The organism is Rhodococcus sp. (in: high G+C Gram-positive bacteria) (genome assembly GCF_049299235.1).
Classification (GTDB): domain Bacteria; phylum Actinomycetota; class Actinomycetes; order Mycobacteriales; family Mycobacteriaceae; genus Rhodococcus.
Genome location: NZ_JBAQXC010000017.1, coordinates 1 through 26,260, shown reverse-complemented (window position 1 = coordinate 26,260; position 26,260 = coordinate 1). Strand labels below are relative to the sequence as shown.

Here is a 26,260-nt window from a genome sequence, read left to right as displayed (position 1 = left end):
GGGATTACGAGACCCGACCCGATCATCATGAGGCGATGGTCCACGTCGCGATGATCGCCACGATGTCACGTCGGCTTGCCCGTTCTGCTTGACCCTCGACCCGGAGTTTTCAGATGCACTCTGAGAGATTTGACAATGGTTGGATCGAAACAACTTTCGTATCCATCTGAACCGAGTGCCGAAGCTGTGGCACCCGTCCACGTATCGGCGGCATGTCGTCGCCTCGGGGTTGCGGCATCCTGTGACACGGCGCCTGCGGGGCTGATCGTGATGAAAGCGAAGGGATCGTCATCATGGAATCCACTACCTACCTGCGCATGCTACGAGATCGATGGGGTTGGATCGTCGCGTTCACCGTCGTCGGTCTGGCTGCCGGACTGGCGTTCTCGTTCGTCGGCTCGCGCGAATATGTTGCGACCAGCCGGGTGTTCCTCTCGACGGCATCGGCCAGTTCCTTCGATTCGCTGCAGGGTGGATTGTTCGCGCAGTCGCGATTGCAGTCCTACGCCAAGATCGTCAACGGCCAGGACGTCGTGAACGGCACCATCGACGAACTGGGGCTGACGATGTCGCCCAACGAGTTGGCCGCGTCGATCTCCGCAGAGCAGTTGCCCAACAGCGTACTCATGGACATCAACGTCGCAGACAGTGATCCGGCGCGGGCACGTGACATCGCGAACGAGGTGACCCGCCAGATGATCCGGCTCGTCGAAACGCTCGAGGTCACCGCACCGGACACCCCGGAACTGGCCGCGATGAAGGTCATCAACCAGGCGACGACCCCGACCGTGCCGTCCGGCAACCCCCCGCGGTCCTCGCGGTGGTCGGCGGAATCCTGGGGCTGCTCGTCGGTCTCGTCGTCGCTATCGTGCTGAGCCTGCTCGACCGGACGGTGCGCACGGCGCGGCAGGTGGCGGACCTGACCGGTCAACCGATGCTGGGTTTCGTGCCGCGTCCGAAGCGGGGGCAGGTCGGTCAGGCTGCCTTCCGCAAGATCCGTACGCGAGTCTTCTACGGGCGTCGTGAGGCGAGCCGGGTCGCCGTCTGCGCCACCGACGACGTGCGCGATGCGGCGATGGTCGCCGCGAACCTCGCCCGGTCGTTCACCGAACTGGGCGTCAGCACGGTGGTGGTGGATCTGCTTCCGGGTGAGAGCGGGCTCCGGGACGAGCTTGCCGCGGTCGACCGGGTCGCCGTGGGTGCCGGTGTCGGCTCCGGTGCTCACGTCGCACATCAGGTCCTGGCTACGGACGTCAGCGGGCTCGGATACCTGCCCGCCGATGCCATCAGCATCGCCGGTCCGGACCTGCCTGCCCTCGGCCTGTATGCCGACCAGATGTTCGAGGATCTCGGATCCGTCTACGACACGGTCCTGCTCGCGGTCCCGTCACCGCAGCAGTCGTCGGACGGTGGTGTCGCAGGGGCGCTGGCGCACGGTGTTCTGCTCGTCGCCCGATACGGATCGACCAAACTCGGTGACCTCGAGGGCGCCGCGACCACCATCTCCGAGGTGCAGGGAAGGCTGACCGGGACCGTCGTCATCGGTGTGCCCGACCATGCCGGACGCAGCGGGATGAGCGGATGACTTCCCCGCATCTGCCCGACCGGGCTGTCGCGGCCGAAACCGCTCGGTCCACCGTGCTGGTCCACGAGTGGATCGAACCGCACGGCGGGGCCGAGAAGGTGGTCGATTCGCTGGTGCGGGTCTTCCCGGACGCGGACCTCGTGTGCCTCTAGGACGACGCACCCGGACGCTTCGGCGGAACGCGCGTGCGGGAGAGCGCGCTCGCGCGGACGGTGCTGCGGCGCAGCAAGATCGCCGCGCTGCCCGCGATGCCGCTGGTGTGGTCGCGTACGCCCGGCGCAGGGTACGAACGGGCGGTGGTCAGCACTCACCTGTTCGCCCGCCACGTTCGATTCCCCGCCTCGGACGATCTCACCCGATACGTGTACGTGCACACCCCGGCCCGGTATCTGTGGACCCCGGAACTCGACCCACGCGGCCGCAGCCTGCCGGTGCGGGCCGTGGCCCCGATGCTGCGCTCCGTCGACCGGCGAGCAGCCCAACGTGGTCGTGCCGTCTACGCGGCGAACAGCCGGTTCGTGGCGGACCGGGTGCGGGACTGCTGGGACGTCGATGCGCGAGTGATCCACCCGCCCGTCGACGCCGCTGCGGTCGCGGCCGTCGCGGACTGGGGGCGGGCACTCTCGCCGGAAGACGCGCGACTTCTCGAGGGATTGCCGGAACACTTCGTTCTCGGTGCGTCCAGGATGGTCGAGTACAAGCGGCTGGACAAGGTCGTCGATGCGGGCGTCGCGGTGGGCCTGCCGGTGGTGTTGGCCGGTGGCGGCCCCGACGAGGACCGGTTGCGTGGCTACGGCGATGCCGCACCGGTGCCGGTCCATCTGCTCGGCCGGGTATCCGATGCGTTGCTCTACGCGCTGTATCAGCGGTGCAGCGTCTACGCATTTCTCGGCGTGGAGGACTTCGGAATCATGCCGGTCGAGGCGATGGCCGCGGGAGCCGCGGTCGTCGCGAACCGCACCGGCGGCGCCGCCGAGAGCGTCCTGGACGGGCGGACCGGTGCGTTGTGCGACCCCGACGATCCGGAGGATCTGGCGGCGGCAGTGGCGCGGGCACTCGCGGCGGCACCGCAGGCTTGCCGGGCGCAGGCACTCACCTTCGACCGGCAGGTGTTCGAATCCCGCATCGCGGCGTGGGTCGACGAACGACTCCCCGACGCACCCTCCGCCGAACAGCAACTCGATCCGGCGTGAGCGATGTCAGCAGCGGAACTGGACTGCCGCCTTCACCAGTCCGAGACTCTGATGGGTATACACCCGCAGCCAGCCCCACGGACCGAAGTGGTACTCGCGCGGCACTTCCCGCATCACCAGTTCGGCGTCGACACACTGCTCGAAGTGCAGACGGGCACGAGGCAGGTGGAAACGCCAGCTGATCACCATGATCGAACGCCACCCGTTGGCCTCGACCAGACGCCCCGTCGTCAGTGCCTCACCGTGGGTGGTACTCGGTTCGGGTACCGGGCACAGCACTCGAATGTCCGTGGCCGACGCACACAGCCGAGGCAGCACGAGATCGGTCGACCCGTACGGATCGAACAACACGACGGTGTCGGCGAGTCCGTCCCGGGCGAGGCCGAGGGCGTACTCCTCACGCCCGTCGTGGTCACCGCCGAGCACGACGATCGCATCGACGGGACGCAGCGCATCCATCCGGGAGTGGTTGTAGAAGCGGTCGCATGCGACCAGCGTTGCCGCCATCGCTGCCACGATGACGACCGCGATCACCGTACGGCGCCGGGCAACTCGCATGGCACCAGGGTATAGCCGGGGATCGGGGCCGGTCGTGTCCGGCTGATCCGCCGGTGCGGAATGCGATACTGGCGCGATGCTGTGGTGGATCGGTGGAGCACTGGTGGTGTGGCTGCTGGTGTCCCTTGCCGCTGCCTTCGCATCGGCCAGGGTCCTGCACGTCGCCGACCGGGACGAGTACCTCGTCGAGTTGCAGCGAGACCGGGCGGAGCGTTGCTGCTGTGACGAGGATTCCCCACAGGATCCTGGTCTCCCGTAGGCACCCGTCGCCCGGGCACGGCCGCCGATGCCTACTCGATGATGTTCGGGTCCCTACCGCCGGCCGGTCCGCCGACGCTCGCACATTCCGCCGCGAGCCCCGTCGCCTCGACTTCGGCGTCCTCGGCGGTGGTGAGGTGGCGTGCGGGTGGTCGCACGGTGGCGTACACCAGCACGGCTGCGACGGCTGCGGCGACAGCGCCGAGCCCGAATGCCGCGACGAACGCGGATTCCTTCACCAGTCCGGTTTCGGTGACGACGAGTGTCGCGAGCAGTGCGGACACTGCCGCGCTGCTCACCGAACTGCCGACGGTTCGGGCGATCGAATTGATCCCGTTCGCGATTCCGGTCTCGTCCGGCCTGACCTCGGCGACGAGCAGTGCGGGCAACGCGGCGTACGCGAGACTGACGAAGACCGAAATCCCGATGCCCGCGACGATGAGGTGCCACGTCCGGTCGTGCGCTATCGCGACGAAAACGAATCCGGCCGTTCCCAGCAGGCATGAGACGCCGAGGACCCGGCGCGCGGTGAAGCGATGGACGAGGCGACCCGCCAGCGCCGCGGCGACCACCCCGACGAGCGCGCCGGGGAGCATGTACACGGCGGTGGCTTCGAGCACCGACGAGCCGAAGCCGTAGCCCGCGCCGGCCGGTGTCTGAACGAAGTAGGAGGTCGCGAGGAAGTTCACGAACATCGCGACGCCTATCAGCGCGGCCGTCAGATGCAGCACGAGCACGGGCCGGTGCGTGATCATCCGTGGTGGCACCAGCGGTTCGTCGACGCGCCGTTCGAACGCGAACCACACGCCGAGTGCGGCCAGGCCTGCTATGCCGGTGCAGACGGTCGCTGCCGAGCCCCATCCCCAGGTGCCGCCCTCCGACAGCGCGAGGAGCGAGAGGGCGAGGCCACACGACAGCAGGACGGCTCCGGCCCAGTCGATCCGGCCGTGGGAGGTGGCCGGGCGTCGGGGTACGGCGATCACCGCGAGTGCCAATCCGACGACATTGACGGCGGCCAGCAACCAGAACACCCGCCGATAGTCGGCGTCCCCGGAAACGGTGAGGCCGGTCAGCACCATGCCGATGGCGCCACCGGCACCCATGGTGCCGGAGAGCAGACCCATCGCACCGACGAGTCGCGCCGGTTCGATTTCGGCGCGCAGCACCGCGATCCCGACGGGAAACAGGGCAAACGAGGTACCTTGCAGGACTCGACCGATGACGAGGAGCGCGAACGAGTCGGTGAGCGCGCACAGCAGCGAACCGGCCAGCACCATTCCGAGGATGGCGACCAGGACCATCCGTTTGCCCCGCAGATCTGCCAGGCGTCCGAGGATCGGTGTCGTGACGGCGGCGGCGAGCAGATTGGCGGTGAGCACCCAGCTGACCGCGGTCGTGCTCACCCCGAGTTGGTCGCGGATGGTCCCGACGATCGGAACCACCACGGTCTGCATGACGGCGATGGTCGCGGTGATGAAGCACAGGGCGGGGAGGAGGATCCGTGCGTGCGTCGTTTCCGTCACGGGTGGTCCGTGACCGGTGTGCGGATGTCGCGGTGCGCTTCCCGCACGGTGGCCTTGCTCGTCATGCCCGCGACTGTATCAGCACAAATATGCTGGGAGGCAACGGAATTCGCCTGTCGTTCCGGTGTGCTGTCGGGATCCGGGTACGCGCGGGTGCAGCGGATTGCCCGAATTGTTACTTAGTGTAACTGTTTGGCCTGTTCACTGCCTCGGGCGGTCGGGTGCTCGTGCGGCGAGGCGGGCCACGGGGTGAACGCGGACATGTGATGTGCCCCACAGTCGAGCGTCCCGATGGCCGGGAATGTTCGTGTTCGGTGGACGCGAACCGGCCGGGGTCGGTGGCACAATCGCAGCCGTGGCACCGCGCATTCTCACGACCCGGGAACTCGGCCGCGCGACCCTTGCGCGTCAGCACCTGCTGCGCCGCAGCGATCTCGCACCACTGCCGATGATCGAGCATCTACTGGGTGTGCAGGCACAGGCCCCGCTCCCGCCCTACCTGGCGCTGTGGGCGCGGATCCGCGGATTCGCCCCGGAGTCCCTGTCCTCCCTCATCGACTCCCGCGCGGTCGTGCGGATCGTGCTCATGCGCGGCACGATCTTCGCGGTGTCCGCAGCCGACGCGGTCGCGCTGCGGCCGTGGATCCAGCCGCTGCTCGACCGCGATCTGGACACCAACGGTGCGTACGCCGCAGCATTGGCAGAGGTCGACCTGGATGCCCTCGCCCTGGCCGGACGCGAACTCGTCCGCGACGTCCCGCGCAGCCAACAGGAATTGCGGCCGCATCTCGCCGAGCGATTCCCCGGCCGCGACCCGAAGGCTCTCGCGCACGGGGTGCGTGGGCTGGTGCCGATGGTCCAGGTGCCGCCGCGCGGGTTGTGGGGGCGGTCGGGCCCGCCACGGTTGGCCGCGCTCGACGAGTGGACCGGACGTCCGCTCGCCGCTCCCGAACCGGAATCGATGCTGATCCGATACCTGGCGGCGTTCGGTCCGGCGAGCGTGCGCGACGCGCAGGCATGGTGCGGGCTCACGCGCCTCGGTGAGGTGTTCGAGCGACTGCGCCCGCGGCTCGAGGTGTTCCGCGACGAGCACGGCGTCGAACTGTTCGATCTGCCCGACGCCCCACGGCCGGACTCTGCAACGCCCGCCCCGGTGCGAATCCTCGCGCCCTACGACAATGTGCTGCTCTCGCACGCAAACCGGTCCAGGCTGGTCCCGGACGAGTGCCGCGGACGGATCATGACCCAGAACGGCATCGTCAGATCGACCGTGCTCGTGGGTGGGACCGTAGCCGGGGTCACCGGTCTCGAGATCACGAAACACGCTGCGGAACTGAATATCACACCGTGGCGCACGTTGACGTCCTCGAATCGGACCGCGCTCGAAGCCGAAGGGCTGCGACTGCTGAACTTTGCCGCACCGGCCACCGGCGATCACCAGGTGCGGTTCGTCGACGACCGCTGACCGGGTACCGCGCTGCGCGCGGCGTAGATTGCAGGAGTGATCGACTCCGTGCTCACCGCAGTCCGAACCCACCTGACCGGCCATCTCGCCGACGCGGCCGGTGCCGACCCGGAATCGGCGTCGGTGACCTTCCTGGGTCTCGAACCCATCGAGGTGCTGCGCTACCGTCCGGACGATTCCGGCATTACGCACTTCGTGACGCTCGGCTGCTCACGGCACCCGATGGGGGACCCCACGGCGACGGTGGCCGATCCCACCCGTGGGCCACGTGCGGAGTTGATCCTGAGCCTGCGGCACGCGGACGGCATCACCGCCGGTGTTCATCGCACCCTCGCGATCCTCGCGGCGCTGCCTGCCGTCGAGGGAGTCGTCCTGACCGACGACGCTCTGCTCGATCTCGGCGAACCACTGTGGGAGAACGCGCCGTTCACCGCGGTTCTGCTCGGGCCCAGCGATGTCCCCGATCTGGAACTGCCCGAGCCCGCCGACCCGGTCCGGTTTTTCGACGCGGTGCCGCTGACCGGAACGGAGGCGGCATGGAAGCGGCTGCGCGGCGCCGACGCGCTGCGCGCTGCATGGGCCGAAGCCGGCATCGACGTGCGCGACCCCAACCGAGGTCAACCACAGATGTGATCCGTTCAACTCTCGACGACGGATGTGACCCACCGCTCCGGTGCTCTACAGTCGCGTCATCCGATCAATCGCGGGAGGCCAGGATGGACAAGGATGTCGTCGTCGTCATCGGCGTTGGGGGCATGGGTCTGGCGATCGCGCGCCGGCTGGGCAGTGGCAGGAAGGTGCTGCTCGCCGATTTCAACGAGTCGACGCTCGCCGCGGCGGCCACTGCACTGCGCGGTGAGGGCCACGATGTCGTGGAACAGTCCGTCGATGTCTCCGAGCGAGATTCGGTGGTCTTCCTCGCGGATGCTGCTGCCGGACTCGGTCGGGTCACCCACATCGCACACACCGCGGGACTGTCGCCGGTCCAAGCACCGACCGAGGCGGTCCTGCAGGTCGACCTGCTCGGTGTCGCGATCGTCCTCGAGGAGTTCGCGCGGGTTGTCGCACCCGGCGGTGCCGGTGTGGTCGTCGCCAGTATGGCCGGGCACATGTCGGGAAGTCTGCCCGCCGACCAGGAGAAGGCGCTCGCGACCACCCCCACCGACGAGTTGCTCGACCTGCCGTTTCTGGCGTCGGAGACGCTGGGGCATCCGGCGATGGCCTATGCGGTCGCCAAACGCGCGAATGTGCTGCGGGTGCAGGCGTCCGCCGCCGCATGGGGCGCGCGCGGTGCCCGCGTCAACTCGATCAGCCCCGGCGTCATCTCCACCCCGATGGGGCAGGAGGAACTGTCCGGCGACTCCGGCGCGAGGATGCGCGCGATGGTCGCGATGTCCGCGACCGGTCGTCTCGGTACGCCGGACGACATCGCCGCCGCGGCTGTGTTCCTGCTCGATCCGCAGGCCGGTTTCGTCACCGGCACCGATCTGCTCGTCGACGGTGGGGTGATCGCCGCGGTGCGTGCCGCCGGCTGGGCCGGGTGAGCTCACCCTCGGCTATTTCGGTGTGACGACCCCGACCGGGCCGCCGCCGAAACAGACGGTCGGCCCGGTCGGCGCGGAATGCACCTGAATCCCGGTGCCGCCGCCCGGAACCCGGACGTAAACGGTGCCGAGGCCGGAGGTGACCGACACCGAGGTGGGGTTCGAGCCGGGGAATCGAACGTCGATCTCGCCCGGCCCCGCCGCGAGGTAATTCAGCTGCACGGTCCAGTCCATGTCGAACATCGGGCCGTCGAGTGGCAGCACGACGGTCGTGCCGGGGGAGAGCCGGTACCCGCAGTCCGGTTCCGGTCCCGGCGGGATCCACCGCACGGCGAACAGGTCGGCGTCGACGAGCGCACCGGAGTCGTCGAGCACCGCCGGATCGACTGCACTGTCGGTGATCCGGGAACGATCGGGGAGGGCGGCGAACACCGAGCCGATGAGATTGTGCGGATGGGTGACCGGCTGGAGCACCCATACCGACACCGGATGATCCAGGATCGGCACGTCGGGGTGCGCGGTCAACGAATCGCGTGCGGCGGTGAGGTAGTCGCCGGTCGGATTGTCGACCCAGCTCCGCGTGAACGTGATGGTCGACCACAGTGAACTCACGGTGAACGCGACAGCGCAGACGGTGGCGACGACAGGGGAGTGACCCGAGACGCGGCGGGACGGAGCGCGCAGGATCAGTGCGGCGGCGATCGCGCAGACGACCGCGATATCCGCGAAATAGCGGAGTGTCTGGGCGAGTTCGTAGGTCGTCTGGACGCCGAATCGGGTGCTGATCATCGCCACCAACGAGGCGATCACGTACGCGACGGTCGCGGCCCACACCCATCCGGTTCGCCACTTGTGTCGCACGCTCCACACCAGTGCCGCGATCACCGCCGCCCAGCTTGCGACGACCAGGGCGATCGGCGGTGTCGCCCACGGTGGGCTCGGATTCCAGCGTTCCCACAGCCACGGTCCACCGAGCGCGGTCGGTACCAGCCCGTACGACAGCCCGTGATGTGTCAACCCGGTGACCATCGCCAGATCCGGTACACCGAAACGGGATTCGACGATCAGAAGGTAGCAGGTGGCCCACCCGGCGAGCAGTGTCGCGGTGGAGATCCACAAACTCCGCCCGTGCCGGGCGGCGCGGCGCATCGGCCGCGCGAGACCGTCCACGCGGTAGACGAGCGCAACGGTCACGAACGCGACGAACGGCACCAGGATCGACTTTTCGAAGAAAATCAGCGCGATCGCGGTGACCAAGGTCCCCGACACCACGTAGCGCCGTCGGCCGGTGCGTGCCAGCAGCAGTGCGTCGCCTGCGACCCATGCCAGCGCCGCCTGCAACGGCAGTGCGTTGAGTCCCGCCGCCCACCACGCGAACGCCGGCAGCGTCAACGGGGTGAACAGGTAGAACAGCAGTGGTCCCCACAAGGCTCGGCGAGGTCCGAGCAGTAGCCACAGCACCCGCAGTACCGCGAGCGACGCCACCGCTTGTCCGAACACGAGCGACACCGCGGCCGGCCACCAGTCCAGCGGCGCCAGCGCATCGGCGAGGGCTGCCACGACGAACGCTCCTGGCATGAGATGCCCGTCGTGGTCGTGCAGCAGCAGGTCCGCCGACCACAGTGGATAGGTTCCGGCACGGCCGATCAAAATCAGGTCGTCCCAATAGAGTTCGCCGACGGCGGCGACGACCGCCCGTATAGCTACCTGTGCTGCGACGAGTGCTAGCCCGACGCCGAGGACGAGCCGGGCCCGGTTCCGAGGTGGCATCTCGGTTCCGGGTGGATCGAGGCCGAGGTCACTCAAAGCCACTTGTTGCGCCGGAACGTCACGAACAGTCCGATGATGATCACCGCGATCAGCGCGATGACGATGTAGTAGCCGTACTTCCAGTGCAACTCGGGCATCTCGTCGAAGTTCATGCCGTAGATGCCGGCGATCATCGTCGGAACCGCCGCGATCGCGACCCACGCGGAGATGCGGCGCATGTCGGTGTTCTGCTGCACCGTGACCTTGGCGATCGCCGCGTCGAGGAGAGTGCCGAGGGTTTCGTCGAACGCCGCGATGCGCTCGGTCACGAGCGTGTGATGGTCGGCGACGTCGCGAAAGTAGCGTCGAATGTCCTTCGGAACCGGATTGCTCGGGGCCCGAGTGAGCTGGTACAGCGGCGCGGCCAGTGGCACCACCGCGCGACGCAGTTCCACGATTTCCCGCTTGAGCAGGTAGATCTGTTCGACCGCGATGCGTGTGCTCGGGGTGAAGACGAGTTCCTCGAGGTCGTCGACGTCGGGTTCGATGAGTGTGGTCACCTCGAGGTAGCTGTCCACGACGTGGTCGGCGATGGCGTGCAGCACCGACGCGGGCCCGAGCGCCAACCGGTCGGGGGACTGTTCGAGCCGGTGCCGGACGTCCGACAGGCCGGAATGGTCGCCGTGCCGCACACTGACCACGAAATCGGGGCCGGTGAAGATCATGATCTCGCCGGTCTCGACGATTTCGTTGGTGGTGGTCACCGATTCGTGTTCGACGTAGTTGACGGTGCGCAGCACCAGGAACAGCAGGTCGTCGTAGCGTTCGAGCTTGGGACGTTGATGGGCGAGCACGGCGTCCTCGACCATCAGTTCGTGCAATCCGAAGGTGCGGGCGACACTCGTCATTTGATGCTCGTCCGGTTCGTGCAGGCCCAGCCACACGAATCCGGTGCCGCGGCTGCGGACCTCGGCGAGCGCGGCGGCATGCGTGTAGCGGCCGGGTAGGCGCCTGCCGTCGACGTAGATCGCACAATCGACGACGGCCCGTTCCGCGGGGACCGGGATGGCGGGCCGTGGATCCGGGTCCCGGCGCGACGGCAGGGACGGCAGGTTCGGCATCGGTTCCCTTCCGCGCGGATTCTCGGCCCGGGCCATGCTAGCGCGCCGACCGCACGCGGTCCGAGTCGTTGCCCGCGGCGGTCCTCCTGCCGGGCCTGACAGACTGTTGGGGTGCGCATCGATCTGCATTCCCACTCGACGGCATCCGACGGAACGGACACGCCGACAGATCTGGTCCGGGCTGCCGCAGCAGCGGGCCTCGACGTCGTTGCGCTCACCGACCACGACACGACCGCGGGTTGGGACGACGCCGTCGAGGCGTTGCCGACGGGGATGACCCTGGTGCGGGGAATGGAGATGTCGTGCGCGGGACGTGGTGAGGACGGGCACCGGGTTGCCGTGCACCTGCTCGCCTATCTGTTCGACCCGGCCGACCCGGTGTTCGCGGAGGAACGGGAACGACTTCGGGGCGAACGCATCGCGCGGATCCGCGCGATGGCCTACCGGATGGCCGAGGACGGGCTGCCGATCGAGCCGGAGCGTGTCGTCGCCGCCGCGGGTCCTGCGGCGGGGCGGCCGCACCTTGCTCGGGCTCTGGTCGAGGCCGGTGTGGTGCCGACGGTCGGTGCGGCATTCACGGATCTGTTGTCGCCGCGGGGTCGCTACTACGTGCACAAGGACGACACCGATCTCGGTGACGCGGTGCGCATGGTCGCCGCGGCCGGGGGTGTGACGGTGCTCGCGCACGCCCGTGCGCGGTCGAGGGGTCGGCTGTTGTCACTCGATCACATCGAGGAACTTGCTGAGCTCGGCCTCGGTGGACTCGAGGCCGAGCATCCCGACCACGACGATGCCGATGTGCGGTTGATGCGGGACATGGCCGCGAACCTCGGGCTGTTCGTCACCGGGTCGTCGGACTATCACGGCGCGAACAAGGACATCGCGATCGGACGGTTCACGACACATCCGGCGGCGCTGGAGGAATTGGTCGGACGGTCGTCGGGAGCCGAGGTGGTCGTCGGATGAATGCGCGACGTGGGCGCAGCGACGACTTCTACGACGAGAACTACTACGACGGTGAGTATTACGGCGACGAATACTACGATCCGTCGGAGTATCCGACGGAGGTGTTCGATTCCGTGCCGCGGCGGGACAACGTCGGCGTGCGCGCACTGCGCGCGCTGTCCGGGTTGGTGTGCGGTGCGGTCGTGGTCCTCGCGGTCGTCGTCGGCGGCGCTCAGTATCTGAGCGGCGATCGGGGGGTGCCGGGACCGGGCGCCGAGTCCGTGTCGGCACACGTCGTCGCCGCGGTCGTGGTGATCGCGGCTCAGGTGTCCGCGGATCGCCGACGGGGAACGGCCGTTCTGCCCGGTTCTGCTGTGGTGTTCGTCACTGCAATTTTCCTGATGTTCACACAGTGGTGGGGATGAGTACCCGTATTCCTCCCGCTACCCGTGGGTAACTCGTCCGTTACGTGGACAGGACCTCCCGAATCGTCGAAAATCACAGGTGAAACGCTCAAAAGGTGAGACCTTCGCAATAAATAGCGATTTGATTGTTCGGTTGTGAAGGTGGCAAACTTGCGTCCACTCCGGCACCGGAACTACCCACTGATGCCGGGCAAAGATGGCAGACCCTGTCCAAGGCCTCGTTGTTGGGGCTCACCAGCCTCGTCGCTGGGGCTTACCAGCCTCGTCGCTAGGGCATATCCGCCATGGCGCCATCACGCTCCGAAAAGTCGTACAGCGTAGTACAGCGGCAGTGATCGCGCCCGGATGCTTCATCGAATTTGTCCTTGGCGAAGCACCTGCGAACGAAAAGCAAGTCGTCGCAGCTACTTCGCAGTAACTGTGACCCGGGTGGTCACGGAACAAGCAGGAGTGTCATCGTGTCTATCGTGTCCGACGCACCAACGCCCCGCAAGGTCGAACTGACCGACGAAGAGATCTTCGACGCCCACATCGACGGCAAACTGTCCGTCGAGCTCACGTCGCCTCTCGAGAACCAGCGTGACCTGTCGATCGCGTACACCCCCGGTGTCGCCCAGGTCAGCCGCGCCATCGCCGCCGACGAAACCCTCGCGGCCCGCTACACCTGGACCAACCGCCTCGTGGTCGTCGTCAGCGACGGCACCGCGGTGCTCGGCCTCGGTGACATCGGCCCGCGCGCCTCTCTGCCGGTCATGGAAGGCAAGTCCGCCCTCTTCAAGAAGTTCGCCGGCCTGAACTCGATCCCGCTGGTCCTCGACACCAAGGACCCCGACGAGATCGTCGAAACGCTGATCCGGCTGCGCCCGAGCTTCGGTGCGGTGAACCTCGAGGACATCTCCGCGCCCCGCTGCTTCGAGATCGAGCAGCGCGTCATCGAAGCGCTCGACTGCCCGGTCATGCACGACGACCAGCACGGCACCGCCATCGTGGTGCTCGCCGCGCTCATGGGTGCCGTCAAGGTTCAGAACCGCGACATCGCGGGCCTGCGCATCGTGATCTCCGGTGCCGGTGCCGCCGGTGTCGCCTGCACCAACATCCTGCTCGCCGCCGGTGCCACCGACGTCGTCGTGCTCGACTCGAAGGGCATCGTCTCCCGCGAACGCGCCGACCTCGGTGCCATCAAGACCGACCTCGCCGAGCGCACCAACCCGGCCGGCCGCCACGGTGGCCTCGTCGAAGCCCTCGACGGCGCCGACGTGTTCATCGGTGTCTCCGCAGGTACCGTGCCCGAGGAACTCGTCGCGACCATGGCCGACGACGCCATCGTCTTCGCACTGTCGAACCCGGACCCGGAGATCCACCCGGACATCGCACGCAAGCATGCCGCGATCGTCGCGACGGGACGCAGCGACTTCGCGAATCAGATCAACAACGTGCTGGCCTTCCCCGGTGTGTTCAAGGGCGCGCTCGACGCGGGCGCCCGCCGCATCACCGAGGGCATGAAGCTCGCCGCCGCCGAGGCCATCCTCTCGGTTGTCGGCGACGAGTTGGCTGTGGACAAGATCGTCCCGAGCCCGCTCGATCCGCGTGTCGCACCCGCCGTCGCCGAGGCCGTCGCGGCCGCGGCGAAGGCCGAGGGTGTCACCGACTAGCGGCATCGCACCGAACGCCCCGGACGGAGCCCGCACCAAGGCTTCCGGACCGGGGCGTTCGGCGCTGCCGGGTGTGCGCGAGGATGACACGGTGACGGTGAACGCGGTGACGGTGAACGCGGTGATAACGGATGCGGTGACGACGGATGCTGTGACGACGGATGCTGTGACGACGGATGCTGGGCGCGCGGGACGGCGAGGCGTCATTCTGGTCGCAGCGGCAGCGCTGACGTCGCTCGCCGCATGCGCATCGCCCGTCCTCGACGACGCGCCCGGGCCGTCCGGAGTCGTCGTCGGCGCGGACGCCGGAGCCGACAGCGCACTCGTCGCGCACCTCTACGCGGGCGCATTGCGGCGCACCGGAATCGACGTGACCGTGCGCGAGCAGGATGATCGGGCAGCCTCGCTCATCGCGCTGGACTCCGCCGAGGTCACACTGGTCCCCGGCTACACCGGCAGGCTACTTCGATACTTCGAACCGACCGCGCCCCAGACCGGCGCCGAGGACGTGTTCGCCGCGCTCGGCCGGGCGCTGCCCGCGGATCTGACGGTCTCGGACTACGCGAGTGCCCAGGACCGCGCCGTCCTCGTGCTGAGCGAGGCAACCGCGGCGGCGATCGGTGCCGGCGATCTCGACACGATCGCCGGACACTGCGCCGATATGACGGTCGCAGCGACTCCCGCGTTCGTCGAGTCCGGGGGACTCGACGGCCTCGACACCATCGGCTGCGTGCCCGGTGCCGTCGAACACCTCACCGACGACGAGGCGGTGCGCGCGGTGACCGACCGGGGCGCGCTCGGCGCGCTCACCACCGCGTCACCGGCTCTCACCGGTGCCGATGTCGTCGTGCTGGCAGACGTCCCGGATCGCTCGCGGGGCGCCGACGAGACGGATGCGGGCACGCCCGCGCCGGTGTTCGCGGCCCAGAACGTCGTCCCGCTGTTCCGGCAGGGCGCACTCGACGAACGGCAACTCGACGCGCTGAGCGTGATCGCCGGTGAACTCACCACCGCAGACCTCGCGGAGATGCGCGGTCGCGTCGACGGCGGTGAGGACTCAGCGGCCGTCGCAGACGACTGGCTCGGCGACCATTCGTGAGCGCAGGAACGCGCCCATGTCGACGACCGCGTCGGCGGCCTCGCGGACCAGCGACGCCTGGAGATGCGCGACATGCCACAGTCTCGGCTGTTCGGTGATCCGCGCATCCACGCCGGCCGCGCGCAACCGCCGAGCGAACTCGGTGACCTGCGGGTACAGCACCTCGGTCGTGCCGACGTGGATCAACGTCGGCGGCAATCCGCACAGGTCGCCGCGCATCGGCGCGTAACCGGGATCGGCGGGGTCGCCCTCGCCGAGATACGCGTCGGCGGACGAAAACGCCCACGCGGTCGTGAGCACCGTGTCGCGGTCGAAGGGCACCGTTCGCGCGGCCGGATCCACCCACGGTGACAGCAGGCCGAGAGCGGCCGGGGTGACCCCGTGCCGGTCGGTGAGCCTGCGGGCGGTCGCGACGGCCAAGCCGCCACCGGCCGAGTCACCGGCGATCGGGGTGCGCGCGGCGTCGACACCGCGTTCCGTGACGAGTTCGAGGAACGCGGCGACGGCGTCGTCGAGCGCCGCCGGATACGGATTGTCCGGCGCCAGACGATAGTCCAGCACATACACCGCGGACTCGGTAGCCGCCGCCAGGTGCGCCGCGAGTGACCGGTGCGTGGTCGGGGACCCGGCGGTGTAGGCGCCGCCGTGCAGGTACAGCACCGCGGTGCGCCGTTCGGTCGCGCCGACCGTGAGCCGTTCGGCGGGCCTGCCTGCGAGGTGCGTGTGCTGCACGACGGTGCCGGCCGGCAGGGTCTGGATCGGTGCCGCCAGTTCCAGCATGCGCTGTCGCATCGGATAACTGAGCCGCGGGTTGAGCGCGACCCGGTACATCGGGCGCAGGGCGGCGCGGACGAGCGGCAGCGGAAACTGGGGCATGTCGGTTGCTAGCCTTTCGGAATCACGCGGCCGGCGATGATCGCGACCACTCGCTGATAGGACGAGCCGACCAGACGCACCCACGCGTCGAGTAGTTTCGCGTCGGCACCGATGAGCACTCGTGCCCGGTTCTTGCGCACCCCGCCGAGGATGGTTGCGGCGGCGTCCTCGGGGGTGGTGCGGGCGAGTTTGCTGTCGAAGAACTGGGCGAAGCTCGCCTGGTCGTCGCCGTCCGGGACGGTGGCGTTGCGGGCGATCGCGGTTTTGATGCCGCCCGGGTGCACACACGTGACCTGCACGGGGTGGCCGGCGATCAACATCTCCTGCCGCAGTGACTCGGTGAATCCTCGGACCGCGAATTTCGCTGCATTGTAAGCGGTTTGGCCTGGCATGGACAGCAGGCCGAACAGTGACGAGACGTTGATCAGGTGGCCGTCGCCCGAGGCGATCAGGTGCGGCAGGAACGCCTTGCCCACGTTGACGACGCCCCAGAAGTCGACGTCCATGATGCGCTCGATGTCCTTGAACTCGGTGCGTTCGAATTCGCCGTGGTATGCGATACCGGCGTTGTTGTACACCTGGTTCACCGCGCCGAACCGCTCGAGCACCGCTTCGGCGTACGCGAAGACCGCCTCGCGCTGGGTGACATCGAGATGAGCCGCGTGCACCTCCGATCCGAGATCCCTTGCCTGCTGCGCGGTTTCGGCCAGGCCGACGGTATCCACGTCGGACAGGGCGAGGCGCGCACCCTTTGTGGCGAGCGCAACGGCCAGTGCGCGACCGATACCCGATCCGGCGCCGGTGACGACCGCGACCCGGCCTGCGAATTCGCTCATCGGACGGTCGCCTTCCCGGCGCTCGGCGCGCCCTCGTCGGTCTGTTCGGTGACGGCTGTGGCGACCGATGGGGTCAGGTCTGCAGCCGCGACACTACGATATGCCTCGAGGTCGAAATGTTTGGTCAGCCGGCGGAATTCGAATGTGAACCCGGGCCACAGCGTGGTGTTGTTGCCGTGCTTGTCGAGATACCAGCTCGCGCAGCCGCCGGTGTTCCACACGCTGCGTCTCATCGCATTCTGAAGATCGCGGTTGTACTCGTCCTGGAATTTCTGCCGAACTTCGACCGTCCCGATCCGATGACGATCGAGCGTTTCGATCGCGTCGACGACATAGTTGAGCTGCGACTCGATCATGTACACCATCGAACTGTGGCCGAGGCCGGTGTTCGGCCCGACGAGGAAGAACAGGTTGGGGAAGCCGGCGACGGCACTGCCCTTGTATCCCTGCATCCCGGTCTTGTCGAACACCTCGGCGAGCGACCGGCCGTCCTTGCCGATGATGCCCGCGAACGTGGGGGAGTCGGTGACGTGGAAACCGGTCGCGACGACGAGCGCGTCGATGGTGCGGACGGTGCCGTCGCGGGTGACGATCGAGTCGGTGCGCACCTCGGCGATGCCGTCGGTGACCACGTCCACGTTCGGGCGGGCCAGCGCCGGGAAGTAGTTGTTGGAGATCAGCATTCGCTTGCAACCGATCCGGAAGTCGGGGGTGACCTTGCGGCGCAGTGCCGGATCGGAGAGCTGACGGCGCAGGTGCAGGCGTGCCGCGATCTCGAGCGGTTTCATGAAGATCGGGGCCTTGGCGAGGCCGACGACCTGGGTCTCGCGGGTGAGGTACTGCAGCGCACGTGACAGTCGCTGGGCGCCCGGCACGTACTTGAACGCCAGGTGCTCGGCCTTCGTGTACTCACGGTCCGAGCGGGGCAACACCCACGGTGCGGTGCGCTGGTAGACGTCCAGGTGCTCGACACGCCCGGCGATCGCGGGCACGATCTGGATCGCGGACGCGCCGGTGCCGATCACCGCGACGCGCTTGCCGGTCAGGTCGGCCTCGTGGTTCCAGCGCGCCGAGTGGAAGATCTCGCCGTCGAAGCTCTCGATGCCGGGGATGTCCGGTAGTGACGGCTCGCACAGCGCACCGATCGCGGAAATCAGGATCTTCGCACTGTAGTCGCCGCGGCTGGTCTGCACGTCCCAGCGGAAGGTCGCGGTGTTCCAGCGGGCACCGAGGACATCGCAGCCGAAGACCGTGCGGCGGCGCACGTCGTACCGGTCGGCGACGGAGGCGATGTAGCGCTGGATTTCCGGTTGCGGCGAGAACGAGCGCGTCCAGTTCGGGTTGCGGGCGAACGAGTACGAGTACAGATTGGACGGCACGTCGCACGCGGCGCCCGGGTAGGTGTTGTCGCGCCAGGTGCCGCCGACCTCCGCGCCGCGTTCGAGGACCAGGAAGTCCTTGCCTGCGCGGGTGAGCCGGATCGCCGCCCCGAGTCCGGCGAATCCGCTGCCGATGATCAGGGTGTCGACCTGCCGTGTCACGGATCCGGCAGTAGAGGTGTCTGTAACCGCAAGGTTCATATACCCGACGATAGGGGTCTATTGAGAGATGGTCAATAGCGTTGTTGACTCTGGTTCAACGAAGGTGTTTGCATGGCAGATGTGAACAGCACCGGCACCAAACGCACCAGGCTCAGCCCGGCCCGACGGCGCGCTCAGCTGATCGACCTGGGCGTGCAGATGCTGTCGGAGCGGTCACTCGAGCAGATCTCCGTCGACGAGATCGCCGACGAGGCCGGTGTGTCCCGGAGTCTGCTGTTCCACTACTTTTCGAGCAAGCACGACTTCCACGTGGAGATCGTTCGGCACATCAGCCGCGACATGCTCGACCGCACTGCACCGGACGAGAGCCTCGACCCGATCGCGATGCTGCGCGGCACGATCGTCGCCTACGTCGACTACGTCACCGAACGACGCGACACCTACGTGTCGATGCTCCGCGGCGCAGGCAGCAGCGACCCGGACATGACTGCGGTCTTCGAACAGACCCGGACGGCGATGGTCGATCGCACCGCAGCCCATCTGCCGCTGCTCGGCATCGACGTGACCCCCGCGATTCACCTCGCGGTGCGCGGGTGGATCGCGTTCGTGGAGGACACCACCATCGTGTGGCTGCGCGACTCGCTGATCACCCGAGAGGAGTTCGTCGAACTCGCGGTCGGCGCCCTGCCCGCGGTGGTCGCGGTGGCCGGGGCGACTGTGGGTGTGGCGCCCAGCAGCGGCGACGCGATGTCCGGCTCGTCATAGCGGCAGCGGACGATCGTCGGCCACACTCTTCATCACCAGCGTGGAGCTGAGACGCTGCACGCCGGGCAGCGTGGCGAGCTCCTCGTCGTAGAGCTGCTGGAATGCCGGTAGGTCGCGGGCGACGACGCGCAGCAGATAGTCGGGATCCCCGAACAGTCGCTGGGCCTGGAGGATGTGCGGAACGCCGGTGACCGCAGCCTCGAAGGCGTCGAGCGTGGTGCGGTCGGACGTGTGCATGGTGACGAAGACGATGGCTTCGAAGGTCAATCCGAGTGTCCGGGGATCGAGGACGGCGCGGTAGCCGCGGATGGCGCCGGACTGCTCGAGGGCGCGCAGCCGTCGGTGGCAGGGTGAGATGCTCAGGCGTACCCGATCGGCGAGGTCGGTGACGGTGAGTCGACCGTCCTGCTGCAGCTCGGCAAGAATCTTTCGGTCAGTGCCGTCCATGTCCACAATCTTTCCCGATTTTTCGGCCGAGAATGGAATCTTTGGAAACGTATTCTCGCGAGTCGTTCCTAGTCTTCCCCCAGGACCCGAACAGCAGGTTCGTGGTGGTGGACGAGGAGTGTGAGGTCGTGGCGATCGGCGCTGTTGTCGCGTTCTGGGCGGTGTCGTTTCTGTTCGTGCTGACACCGGGTGCGGACTGGGCGTATGCGATCACGGCCGGTTTACGGCATCGAGCGGTTCTGCCCGCGGTGGGCGGAATGCTGTCCGGGCATCTGCTGATGACGGCGATCGTGGCCGCGGGCGTCGCGGCACTCGTCGCGGGTACGCCGACGCTCATGACGGTGTTGACGATTGCCGGAGCGGTGTACCTGCTGTGGCTGGGAGCGGTGATGCTCACCCGGCCGGCGTCGCCGGTGCAGGCCGCGGAGTCCGGGTCGTCGCAGTCGTGGGTTCGGCAGGCCGTCACCGGCCTCGGCGTGAGCGGGCTGAATCCGAAGGTGTTGCTGCTGTTCGTGGCGCTGTTGCCGCAGTTCACGGATTCGGCGGGCTCGTGGCCGGTGGCGATGCAGATCGTGGTGTTGGGTGTCGTGCACACGGTGAGTTGCGCCGTCGTCTATACCGGGGTGGGTACCGGCGCGCGCGTGGTGCTCCGTGCCCGCCCCACCGCAGCACGGGCGGTGACCACGGTGTCAGGAGTGGCGATGATCGTGCTCGGGTCGGTGTTGTTGCTCGAGCGACTCACCGTGTGAGGAACGCCTGAACGCCTGAACGCCTGAACGCCTGAACGTCGATCGGGCGATACGGCGCGAGCCGGGTCGTGCCCGCCCCGGAGGGTGGGCGCGACCCGGCTCGCATGAGAACCGTCTTCCGAAGAAGGGCGGAGTGTGCCGGGACGGGGTGGGCTACCGCCCGAACGCCTTGTCCAGGATTTCCTGCTGCTCGACCGCGTGGACCTTGCTCGAACCCGAGGACGGCGCAGACATCGCACGGCGCGAGATCCGCTTGATCCCGGCCAGCTTCTCCGGAAGCATCTCGGGCAGCGCCAGGCCGAGGAAGGGCCACGCACCCTGGTTCGCCGGCTCCTCCTGAACCCAGAAGAACTCGGTGGCATTCGGGTACTGCTCGAGCGTCTCGGTGATGCGCCGACGCGGCACCGGGTAGAGCTGCTCGATACGGACGATCGCGACGTCGTCGCGATTCTCCTTCTGCTTCTTCGCGAGCAGCTCCCAGTAGAGCTTGCCGGAGGTCAGCAGAACCCGAGTGGCCTTCGTGCGGTCGGCGGTGCCGTTCTCGTAGGGCACCTCCTCGAGCAGCGAACGGAACTTGCCCTGGGTGAAGTCGTCGACATTGCTGACCGCAGCCTTGTTGCGCAGCATCGACTTCGGCGTGAACACCACGAGCGGGCGGCGGATGCCGTCCAGGTGATGCCGGCGCAGCAGATGGAAATAGCTGGCCGGGGTGGACGGAACCGCGACGGTCATCGAACCCTCGGCGCACAACTGCAGCCACCGCTCGATGCGACCGGACGTGTGGTCCGGACCCTGGCCCTCGTGCCCGTGCGGCAGCAGCAGCACGACGTCGGAGAGCTGGCCCCACTTGGCTTCGCCGGAGCTGATGAACTCGTCGATGATGGGCTGTGCACCGTTGACGAAGTCACCGAACTGCGCTTCCCACAGCACCAGCGCCTCGGGGTTGCCGACCGAGTAGCCGTACTCGAAGCCGAGACCCGCGAATTCGGTCAGTGCCGAGTCGTACACCATGAAGCGACCACCGTTGCCGGCATTCGCGGCCAGCGCCGCGATCGGGCTGTAGTCCTCGCCGGTCTTACGGTCGATGAGCACCGAGTGGCGCTGCGTGAACGTGCCACGGCGCGAATCCTGGCCGGCCAGGCGCACGAGCGCGCCCTGCTCGGCGAGCGAACCGAACGCGAGCAGTTCGGCGAACGCCCAGTCCACGTGACCTTCGCGGGCCATCTCCCGGCGCTTCTCGACGACCGGCTTGACGCGCGGGTGCACCGAGAAGCCTTCGGGAACGTTCGCGAACTGGTCGCCGATCCGTTCGAGCGTCGCGTTGTCCACGGCGGTGGTCAGACGCTCCGGCGGTGTCTGGTCGAGCTCGACGGATTCCGACGGTTCCGCCGTGAACTTCTCGAGTTCGCGAACTTCGTTGAACACGCGCTCCAACTGGCCCTGGTAGTCGCGCAGGGCGTCTTCGGCTTCCTTGAGCGAGATGTCGCCACGGCCGATCAGGGCTTCGGTGTAGCTCTTGCGGACGCTGCGCTTGGTGTCGATCACGTCGTACATGGCCGGCTGCGTCATCGACGGGTCGTCGCCCTCGTTGTGGCCGCGGCGGCGGTAGCAGATCATGTCGATCACGACGTCCTTGTGGAACTTCTCGCGGAAGTCCACGGCGATCTGCGCCACCCACACGCAGGCTTCGGGATCGTCACCGTTGACGTGGAAGATCGGCGCACCGATCATCTTCGCGACATCGGTGCAGTACTCCGACGACCGCGAGTGTTCCGGTGCCGTGGTGAAGCCGACCTGATTGTTGACCACGATGTGCACGGTGCCGCCGGTGCGGTAACCGCGCAGCAGCGCAAGGTTCAAGGTTTCGGCAACGACACCCTGACCTGCGAATGCGGCGTCGCCGTGCAGCAGCAGCGGCATGACGGTGAATCCGCCCTCGCCCTTGTCGAGGATGTCCTGCTTGGCGCGGACCAGACCCTCGAGAACCGGGTTGACCGCTTCGAGGTGCGACGGATTCGCGGTGAGCGACACCTTGATGTCGTTCTCCCCGAACATCTGGATGTAGGTGCCCTCGGCGCCGAGGTGATACTTGACGTCGCCGGATCCGTGCGCCGCCGCCGGGTTCAGGTTGCCCTCGAACTCGGTGAAGATCTTCGAATACGGCTTGCCGACGATGTTGGCGAGCACGTTGAGGCGACCGCGGTGCGGCATCGCGATGGCGACCTCGTCGAGTTGGTGCTCGGCGGCCTGGTCGATGATCGAATCCATCATCGGGATGACCGACTCGGCGCCTTCGAGCGAGAATCGCTTCTGGCCGACGTACTTGGTCTGCAGGAACGTCTCGAACGCTTCAGCGGCGTTGAGGCGGCTCAGAATGTACTTCTGCTGTGCGACGGTCGGCTTCACATGATGCGCCTCGACGCGTTCCTGCAGCCACTGCTGCTGTTCCGGTTCGAGGATGTGCGTGTACTCGATGCCGATGTGGCGGCAGTACGCGTCGCGCAGCACCGACAGCACGTCACGCAGCTTCATGCGCTGCTGACCGTGGAAACCACCGACGTTGAACTCGCGGTCCAGGTCCCACAGGGTCAGATCGTGGGTCGTGACGTCGAGATCCGGATGCGAACGGAACTTGTCCTTGACGAACTGCAACGGGTCGGTGTCTGCCATCAGGTGACCGCGGCTGCGGTATGCGGCGATCAGCTCGAGCACACGCGTGCTCTTGTCGACCGCGCCTTCCGGCACATCCTTGCGCCAGCGGACCGGCTCGTACGGGATGTGCAGGGTGTGGAAGATTTCGTCGTAGAAATCGTCGGAGATGAGCAGCTGGTGGACGGTCTTGAGGAACTCGCCGGATTCGGCGCCCTGGATCACCCGGTGGTCGTACGTCGAGGTGAGGGTCAGCAGTTTGCCGACGCCCAGTTCGGCGATGCGCTCGTCGGACGCGCCCTGGAACTCGGCGGGGTATTCCATCGCACCGGCGCCGATGATGGCGCCCTGGCCGGACATCAGACGCGGCACGGAATGCACGGTGCCGATACCACCGGGGTTGGTCAGTGAGATCGTCACACCCGAGAAGTCGTCGCCGGTGAGCTTGCCGTCGCGGGCACGGCGGACGATGTCTTCGTACGCGGAGTAGAACTGCGCGAAGTTCATGGTTTCGCAGTTCTTGATCGCGGCGACCACGAGGGAACGCTGCCCGTTCTTACCCGGCAGGTCGATCGCGAGACCGAGGTTGACGTGCGCAGGCGTCACCAGATTCGGTTTGCCGTCGATCTCGGCGTAGTGGTTGTTCATGTTCGGGAATGCCTTGACCGCCTGGACGAGGGCATAACCGAGCAGGTGCGTGAACGAGACCTTGCCGCCGCGGGTACGGGCGAGGTGGTTGTTGACGACGATCCGGTTGTCGAACATCAGCTTCGCAGGGATGGCGCGAACGCTGGTGGCGGTGGGGATCGAAAGCGAGGCGTTCATGTTCTTCGCGACGGCGGCCGCGGCGCCGCGGAGGACCTTCTTGTCCTCGGTCGCGGGCTTGTCCGACGACGTGGCGGGCTTCGGTGCTGCCGACTTCGAGGCGGCGGCTGCGGGCTTCGAGGCGGGGACCGGCGGGGCCGGCGGCTTGGCGGCGGGAGCTGCGGCCTTGGAAGCGGGGGCCTTCGGGGCGGGAGCTGCGGCCTTGGAAGCGGAAGTCTTCGGGACGGGAGCCGTGGCAGTGGCGGTCGGCGCGGCAGCGGCTGCGGTTTCGGTGCCGTTGGCACCACCTGCAACGGCTGCTTCGGGCGAATAGTCTGTCAGGAATTCGTGCCAACTCGCGTCCACGGACGACGGATCGTCCTGGAAACGCTGGTACATTTCGTCAACCAACCACTGGTTCTGACCGAACTGTGATGTAGAGCTGCTGCTCACGGCAGTTGTTCGCCTCGTTTCTTTCTTCGGTACCCGATCGGAGTGCCTGTAAATATGAGGCTAGCCCGTACGTGTGACGATCGGAAAAGATCGATCATGCGCGAGAGCTACCTCACAATCTCTGGTTCGACGGGGTCTCCATCGATGACGGTTCTCGACGTTCGATTATTCCCTGCCCGGCTTTCGGCCGCATCACAGAGGGTCTGGTATACGCCGCCTGCGTACCGGAGCTGCGCGTGCGAACCCGACTCGACGATCCTGCCACCGTCCACCACCACGATCATGTCCGCTCGGGCGGCGGTGCCGAGCCGGTGCGCGACGACCACCGCGGTTCGGGCTCGCGTGACTTTCTCGCCTGCGTCGAGAACCGCCCGTTCGGTACCCGGATCGAGCGTCGCGGTCGCTTCGTCGAGCAGCAGCAGATCCGGGTCGACGAGTTCGGCGCGGGCCAACGCAACCAGCTGCCGCTGCCCGGCGGACATGCCCTGTCCACGTTCACCGACCGGATGGTGCATGCCCCCGGTGAGTCCGGCGATCATCCCGAGCGCCCCCACCGCGCGTGCCGCGGACTCGATGTCCGCGCGGCCGGCGGCCGGGCGTCCGTACGCGATGTTGCTCGCGACGGTGCCGGTGAACAAGTGTGCCTCCTGTGGGACGACTCCGAGTCTCCCGCGGTAGTCGGGGAGCCGGTAGTCCCGAAGATCGACGTCGTCGACGCGCACCGAACCGGATGTGGGGTCGTAGAACCGGGCGAGAAGTTTGACGACGGTCGACTTGCCCGCTCCGGTGCGGCCGACGAGCGCCACCGTCGTGCCCGCGGGAATGTCCAACTCGACGGCGGTGAGCGCGTCGGTGTCCGCGCCGGAGTACCGGAAGTCGACTGCGGCGAGGCGCACGTCGCCGCGCAGGTGCCCGGCCACGGGCACCGAACCGGGCGGGCCGGTCTCGAGTGAACTCTCGGTGCGCAGCAGATCGCCGATCCGGCGCAGTCCGACGCGGGCCTGCTGATAGCCGTCGAATACCTGGGAGAGCTGCTGGATCGGACCGAACAGCAGGCTCAGATACAACACGAACGCCACCAGCACGCCCGGTGTCGCCGCGCCGGCCGCGACCTCACGTGCGCCCACGTAGACGACGGCGGCCAGAGCCAGGTCCGACAACAACGTGATGAACGGGAAGTACAAGGAGATCGCTCGTTGCGAGCGCATGCGGCTGCGCCGGTACGCGTCCGCGCGTTCGGCGAAACGCTGCGCGGCGAACTCCTCACGTCGGTAGGCCTGTGCGGCACGCAACCCGGTGACATTTTCCTGGAAGTCGGCATTGACGATCGAGATGCGTTCGCGGGAGATCGCGTACGCCGACGAGGACACCTTCCGGAACCAGACGGTCGCAACCAGCAGCGGCGGCACGACCGCCAGCGCCACCAGCCCGAGGGAAAGATCGGTGACCAGGAGCGCGATCGAGATGCCCGCGACGGTCAGCACACTGACCACCGCGGTCGACAAACCCGTCTGGATGAACGACGACAGTGCGTCGACGTCGGTCGTCATGCGGGTCATGATGCGGCCGGACAGTTCCCGCTCGTAGTAGTCGAGTCCGAGCCGCTGCAGATGGGCGTAGCTGCGCACCCGCAAGCCGAACAGCACCCGTTCACCGGCGCGGGCGGTGAAGACCGTCAACACCGACACCGCCGCCCAGCCGACGAGCGCGAGCGCCACGCCCGCCCCGACCGCGATCCACAACCGTGACGGATCGCCGGGAGTGACACCCTCGTCGACCGCGTACCGCACGATCGACGGGAACCCGATCGCGGTGAGCGACTCGACGACGAGGAGCAGCACGACCGCGGCGAGGAGCAACCGGACCGGACGCAACGTCGTCCACAGCCGGAATTCGGGGTCGGGGCGACGCAGCGACCCCGAGCGCAGGTCCGGGTGGAGGCCCGGGCTTTCGGTCGCCTCGGGCAACGCCGCCACTGCGGCGCGCAGTTCCGGGGTCGGTGCCACCGCACCCAGCGCCCCAC

24 protein-coding genes are annotated in these 26,260 nt (G+C 67.5%); 14 read left to right on the top strand and 10 right to left on the bottom strand.

The window, feature by feature from the left end:
- Positions 1 to 293: 293 nt before the first annotated feature.
- From WAX14_RS01225 to WAX14_RS01210, 4 genes are read left to right on the top strand one after another with little or no spacing between them, the layout of a single operon-like run.
- Positions 294 to 875, top strand: coding sequence for a YveK family protein (locus WAX14_RS01225; protein WP_422626277.1), 582 nt, complete (start codon positions 294 to 296; stop codon positions 873 to 875).
- Positions 821 to 1,585, top strand: coding sequence for a hypothetical protein (locus WAX14_RS01220; protein WP_422626276.1), 765 nt, complete (start codon positions 821 to 823; stop codon positions 1,583 to 1,585). Before WAX14_RS01225 ends, WAX14_RS01220 begins: the two co-directional genes overlap by 55 nt.
- On the top strand, positions 1,582 to 1,737 hold the full coding sequence (locus WAX14_RS01215) for a hypothetical protein (RefSeq protein ID WP_422626275.1): 156 nt from the start codon (positions 1,582 to 1,584) through the stop codon (positions 1,735 to 1,737). Before WAX14_RS01220 ends, WAX14_RS01215 begins: the two co-directional genes overlap by 4 nt.
- Before the next feature lie 33 nt (positions 1,738 to 1,770).
- Complete coding sequence (locus WAX14_RS01210; protein WP_422626274.1) at positions 1,771 to 2,778, top strand: glycosyltransferase; 1,008 nt, start codon at positions 1,771 to 1,773, stop codon at positions 2,776 to 2,778.
- A gap of 6 nt (positions 2,779 to 2,784) precedes the next feature.
- Here the strand turns inward: WAX14_RS01210 and WAX14_RS01205 are convergent, their stop codons facing one another.
- Positions 2,785 to 3,336 (bottom strand): YdcF family protein, encoded by a 552-nt coding sequence (locus WAX14_RS01205; protein WP_422626273.1) that lies wholly within the window; start codon positions 3,334 to 3,336, stop codon positions 2,785 to 2,787.
- 76 nt (positions 3,337 to 3,412) lie between these two features.
- On the opposite strand from WAX14_RS01205, the gene WAX14_RS01200 reads away from it, so the two are divergent.
- Positions 3,413 to 3,595: a hypothetical protein gene (locus WAX14_RS01200; RefSeq protein WP_422626272.1), complete on the top strand. Its 183-nt coding sequence runs from the start codon at positions 3,413 to 3,415 to the stop codon at positions 3,593 to 3,595.
- Between the two features lie 31 nt (positions 3,596 to 3,626).
- Here the strand turns inward: WAX14_RS01200 and WAX14_RS01195 are convergent, their stop codons facing one another.
- Complete coding sequence (locus tag WAX14_RS01195) at positions 3,627 to 5,117, bottom strand: MFS transporter (protein WP_422626271.1); 1,491 nt, start codon at positions 5,115 to 5,117, stop codon at positions 3,627 to 3,629.
- 355 nt (positions 5,118 to 5,472) lie between these two features.
- Between WAX14_RS01195 and WAX14_RS01190 the strand changes: the two genes are divergently transcribed.
- The 3 genes from WAX14_RS01190 to WAX14_RS01180 all read left to right on the top strand — a co-directional run bounded on the left by WAX14_RS01190 (position 5,473) and on the right by WAX14_RS01180 (position 8,126).
- Complete coding sequence (locus WAX14_RS01190) at positions 5,473 to 6,582, top strand: winged helix DNA-binding domain-containing protein (protein WP_422626270.1); 1,110 nt, start codon at positions 5,473 to 5,475, stop codon at positions 6,580 to 6,582.
- Between the two features lie 36 nt (positions 6,583 to 6,618).
- Positions 6,619 to 7,215 (top strand): suppressor of fused domain protein, encoded by a 597-nt coding sequence (locus WAX14_RS01185; protein WP_422626269.1) that lies wholly within the window; start codon positions 6,619 to 6,621, stop codon positions 7,213 to 7,215.
- A gap of 83 nt (positions 7,216 to 7,298) precedes the next feature.
- Positions 7,299 to 8,126, top strand: coding sequence for an SDR family oxidoreductase (locus WAX14_RS01180; protein ID WP_422626268.1), 828 nt, complete (start codon positions 7,299 to 7,301; stop codon positions 8,124 to 8,126).
- Between the two features lie 12 nt (positions 8,127 to 8,138).
- Here WAX14_RS01180 and WAX14_RS01175 read toward each other — a convergent pair whose 3' ends face one another.
- Positions 8,139 to 9,896, bottom strand: coding sequence for a hypothetical protein (locus WAX14_RS01175; RefSeq protein ID WP_422626267.1), 1,758 nt, complete (start codon positions 9,894 to 9,896; stop codon positions 8,139 to 8,141).
- 32 nt (positions 9,897 to 9,928) lie between these two features.
- Positions 9,929 to 10,996 (bottom strand): magnesium/cobalt transporter CorA, encoded by a 1,068-nt coding sequence (gene corA / locus WAX14_RS01170; protein WP_422626266.1) that lies wholly within the window; start codon positions 10,994 to 10,996, stop codon positions 9,929 to 9,931.
- Positions 10,997 to 11,107: 111 nt separating this feature from the next.
- Between corA and WAX14_RS01165 the strand changes: the two genes are divergently transcribed.
- The 4 genes from WAX14_RS01165 (at position 11,108) to WAX14_RS01150 (ending at position 15,117) form a co-directional block, all read left to right on the top strand.
- The gene (locus tag WAX14_RS01165; protein WP_422626265.1) at positions 11,108 to 11,962 is read left to right on the top strand and encodes a PHP domain-containing protein; all 855 of its coding nucleotides are present in this window, start codon (positions 11,108 to 11,110) and stop codon (positions 11,960 to 11,962) included.
- The gene (locus WAX14_RS01160; protein ID WP_422626264.1) at positions 11,959 to 12,366 is read left to right on the top strand and encodes a hypothetical protein; all 408 of its coding nucleotides are present in this window, start codon (positions 11,959 to 11,961) and stop codon (positions 12,364 to 12,366) included. The genes WAX14_RS01165 and WAX14_RS01160 overlap by 4 nt, the downstream gene beginning before the upstream one ends.
- Positions 12,367 to 12,824: 458 nt before the next feature.
- A complete protein-coding gene (locus WAX14_RS01155) occupies positions 12,825 to 14,018 on the top strand; it encodes an NAD(P)-dependent malic enzyme (protein ID WP_422626263.1) in 1,194 nt (397 codons plus the stop codon).
- Positions 14,005 to 15,117 (top strand): glycine betaine ABC transporter substrate-binding protein, encoded by a 1,113-nt coding sequence (locus WAX14_RS01150; RefSeq protein WP_422626262.1) that lies wholly within the window; start codon positions 14,005 to 14,007, stop codon positions 15,115 to 15,117. Before WAX14_RS01155 ends, WAX14_RS01150 begins: the two co-directional genes overlap by 14 nt.
- Here WAX14_RS01150 and WAX14_RS01145 read toward each other — a convergent pair.
- The 3 genes from WAX14_RS01145 to WAX14_RS01135 are packed head-to-tail and all read right to left on the bottom strand — an operon-like array spanning position 15,076 to position 18,409.
- The gene (locus tag WAX14_RS01145) at positions 15,076 to 15,993 is read right to left on the bottom strand and encodes an alpha/beta hydrolase (protein WP_422626261.1); all 918 of its coding nucleotides are present in this window, start codon (positions 15,991 to 15,993) and stop codon (positions 15,076 to 15,078) included. The genes WAX14_RS01150 and WAX14_RS01145 overlap by 42 nt on opposite strands.
- Before the next feature lie 8 nt (positions 15,994 to 16,001).
- Positions 16,002 to 16,829, bottom strand: a complete 828-nt coding sequence (locus WAX14_RS01140; protein ID WP_422626260.1) for an SDR family NAD(P)-dependent oxidoreductase — start codon at positions 16,827 to 16,829, stop codon at positions 16,002 to 16,004.
- Positions 16,826 to 18,409 carry a flavin-containing monooxygenase gene (locus WAX14_RS01135; protein WP_422626259.1) on the bottom strand — a complete coding sequence of 528 codons (1,584 nt, stop codon included), beginning with the start codon at positions 18,407 to 18,409 and terminating at the stop codon, positions 16,826 to 16,828. The genes WAX14_RS01140 and WAX14_RS01135 overlap by 4 nt, the downstream gene beginning before the upstream one ends.
- Before the next feature lie 72 nt (positions 18,410 to 18,481).
- Between WAX14_RS01135 and WAX14_RS01130 the strand changes: the two genes are divergently transcribed.
- Positions 18,482 to 19,135, top strand: a complete 654-nt coding sequence (locus WAX14_RS01130) for a TetR/AcrR family transcriptional regulator (protein WP_422626258.1) — start codon at positions 18,482 to 18,484, stop codon at positions 19,133 to 19,135.
- Here the strand turns inward: WAX14_RS01130 and WAX14_RS01125 are convergent.
- A complete protein-coding gene (locus WAX14_RS01125; protein WP_422626257.1) occupies positions 19,130 to 19,582 on the bottom strand; it encodes an Lrp/AsnC family transcriptional regulator in 453 nt (150 codons plus the stop codon). The two genes, WAX14_RS01130 and WAX14_RS01125, sit on opposite strands and share 6 nt — an antisense overlap.
- A 41-nt stretch (positions 19,583 to 19,623) precedes the next feature.
- On the opposite strand from WAX14_RS01125, the gene WAX14_RS01120 reads away from it, so the two are divergent.
- Positions 19,624 to 20,331: a LysE family translocator gene (locus WAX14_RS01120; RefSeq protein ID WP_422626256.1), complete on the top strand. Its 708-nt coding sequence runs from the start codon at positions 19,624 to 19,626 to the stop codon at positions 20,329 to 20,331.
- A 153-nt stretch (positions 20,332 to 20,484) separates the two neighbouring features.
- Here WAX14_RS01120 and WAX14_RS01115 read toward each other — a convergent pair whose 3' ends face one another.
- Together WAX14_RS01115 and WAX14_RS01110 are read right to left on the bottom strand one after the other, a co-directional pair.
- On the bottom strand, positions 20,485 to 24,237 hold the full coding sequence (locus WAX14_RS01115; protein ID WP_422626255.1) for a multifunctional oxoglutarate decarboxylase/oxoglutarate dehydrogenase thiamine pyrophosphate-binding subunit/dihydrolipoyllysine-residue succinyltransferase subunit: 3,753 nt from the start codon (positions 24,235 to 24,237) through the stop codon (positions 20,485 to 20,487).
- 107 nt (positions 24,238 to 24,344) lie between these two features.
- Positions 24,345 to 26,260 (bottom strand): ABC transporter ATP-binding protein (locus WAX14_RS01110; RefSeq protein WP_422626254.1); only part of this gene is annotated, 1,916 nt, incomplete at its 5' end.

Coding starts and splice junctions, on each gene's coding strand:
- WAX14_RS01200 (WP_422626272.1), top strand. CDS start 3,413: ATGCTGTGGTGGATCGGTGGAGCACTGGTGGTGTGGCTGCTGGTGTCC.
- WAX14_RS01130 (WP_422626258.1), top strand. CDS start 18,482: ATGGCAGATGTGAACAGCACCGGCACCAAACGCACCAGGCTCAGCCCG.
- corA (WP_422626266.1), bottom strand. CDS start 10,996: ATGCCGAACCTGCCGTCCCTGCCGTCGCGCCGGGACCCGGATCCACGG.
- WAX14_RS01225 (WP_422626277.1), top strand. CDS start 294: ATGGAATCCACTACCTACCTGCGCATGCTACGAGATCGATGGGGTTGG.
- WAX14_RS01175 (WP_422626267.1), bottom strand. CDS start 9,896: ATGCCACCTCGGAACCGGGCCCGGCTCGTCCTCGGCGTCGGGCTAGCA.
- WAX14_RS01145 (WP_422626261.1), bottom strand. CDS start 15,993: ATGCCCCAGTTTCCGCTGCCGCTCGTCCGCGCCGCCCTGCGCCCGATG.
- WAX14_RS01125 (WP_422626257.1), bottom strand. CDS start 19,582: ATGGACGGCACTGACCGAAAGATTCTTGCCGAGCTGCAGCAGGACGGT.
- WAX14_RS01215 (WP_422626275.1), top strand. CDS start 1,582: ATGACTTCCCCGCATCTGCCCGACCGGGCTGTCGCGGCCGAAACCGCT.
- WAX14_RS01160 (WP_422626264.1), top strand. CDS start 11,959: ATGAATGCGCGACGTGGGCGCAGCGACGACTTCTACGACGAGAACTAC.
- WAX14_RS01135 (WP_422626259.1), bottom strand. CDS start 18,409: ATGAACCTTGCGGTTACAGACACCTCTACTGCCGGATCCGTGACACGG.
- WAX14_RS01180 (WP_422626268.1), top strand. CDS start 7,299: ATGGACAAGGATGTCGTCGTCGTCATCGGCGTTGGGGGCATGGGTCTG.
- WAX14_RS01205 (WP_422626273.1), bottom strand. CDS start 3,336: ATGCGAGTTGCCCGGCGCCGTACGGTGATCGCGGTCGTCATCGTGGCA.
- WAX14_RS01140 (WP_422626260.1), bottom strand. CDS start 16,829: ATGAGCGAATTCGCAGGCCGGGTCGCGGTCGTCACCGGCGCCGGATCG.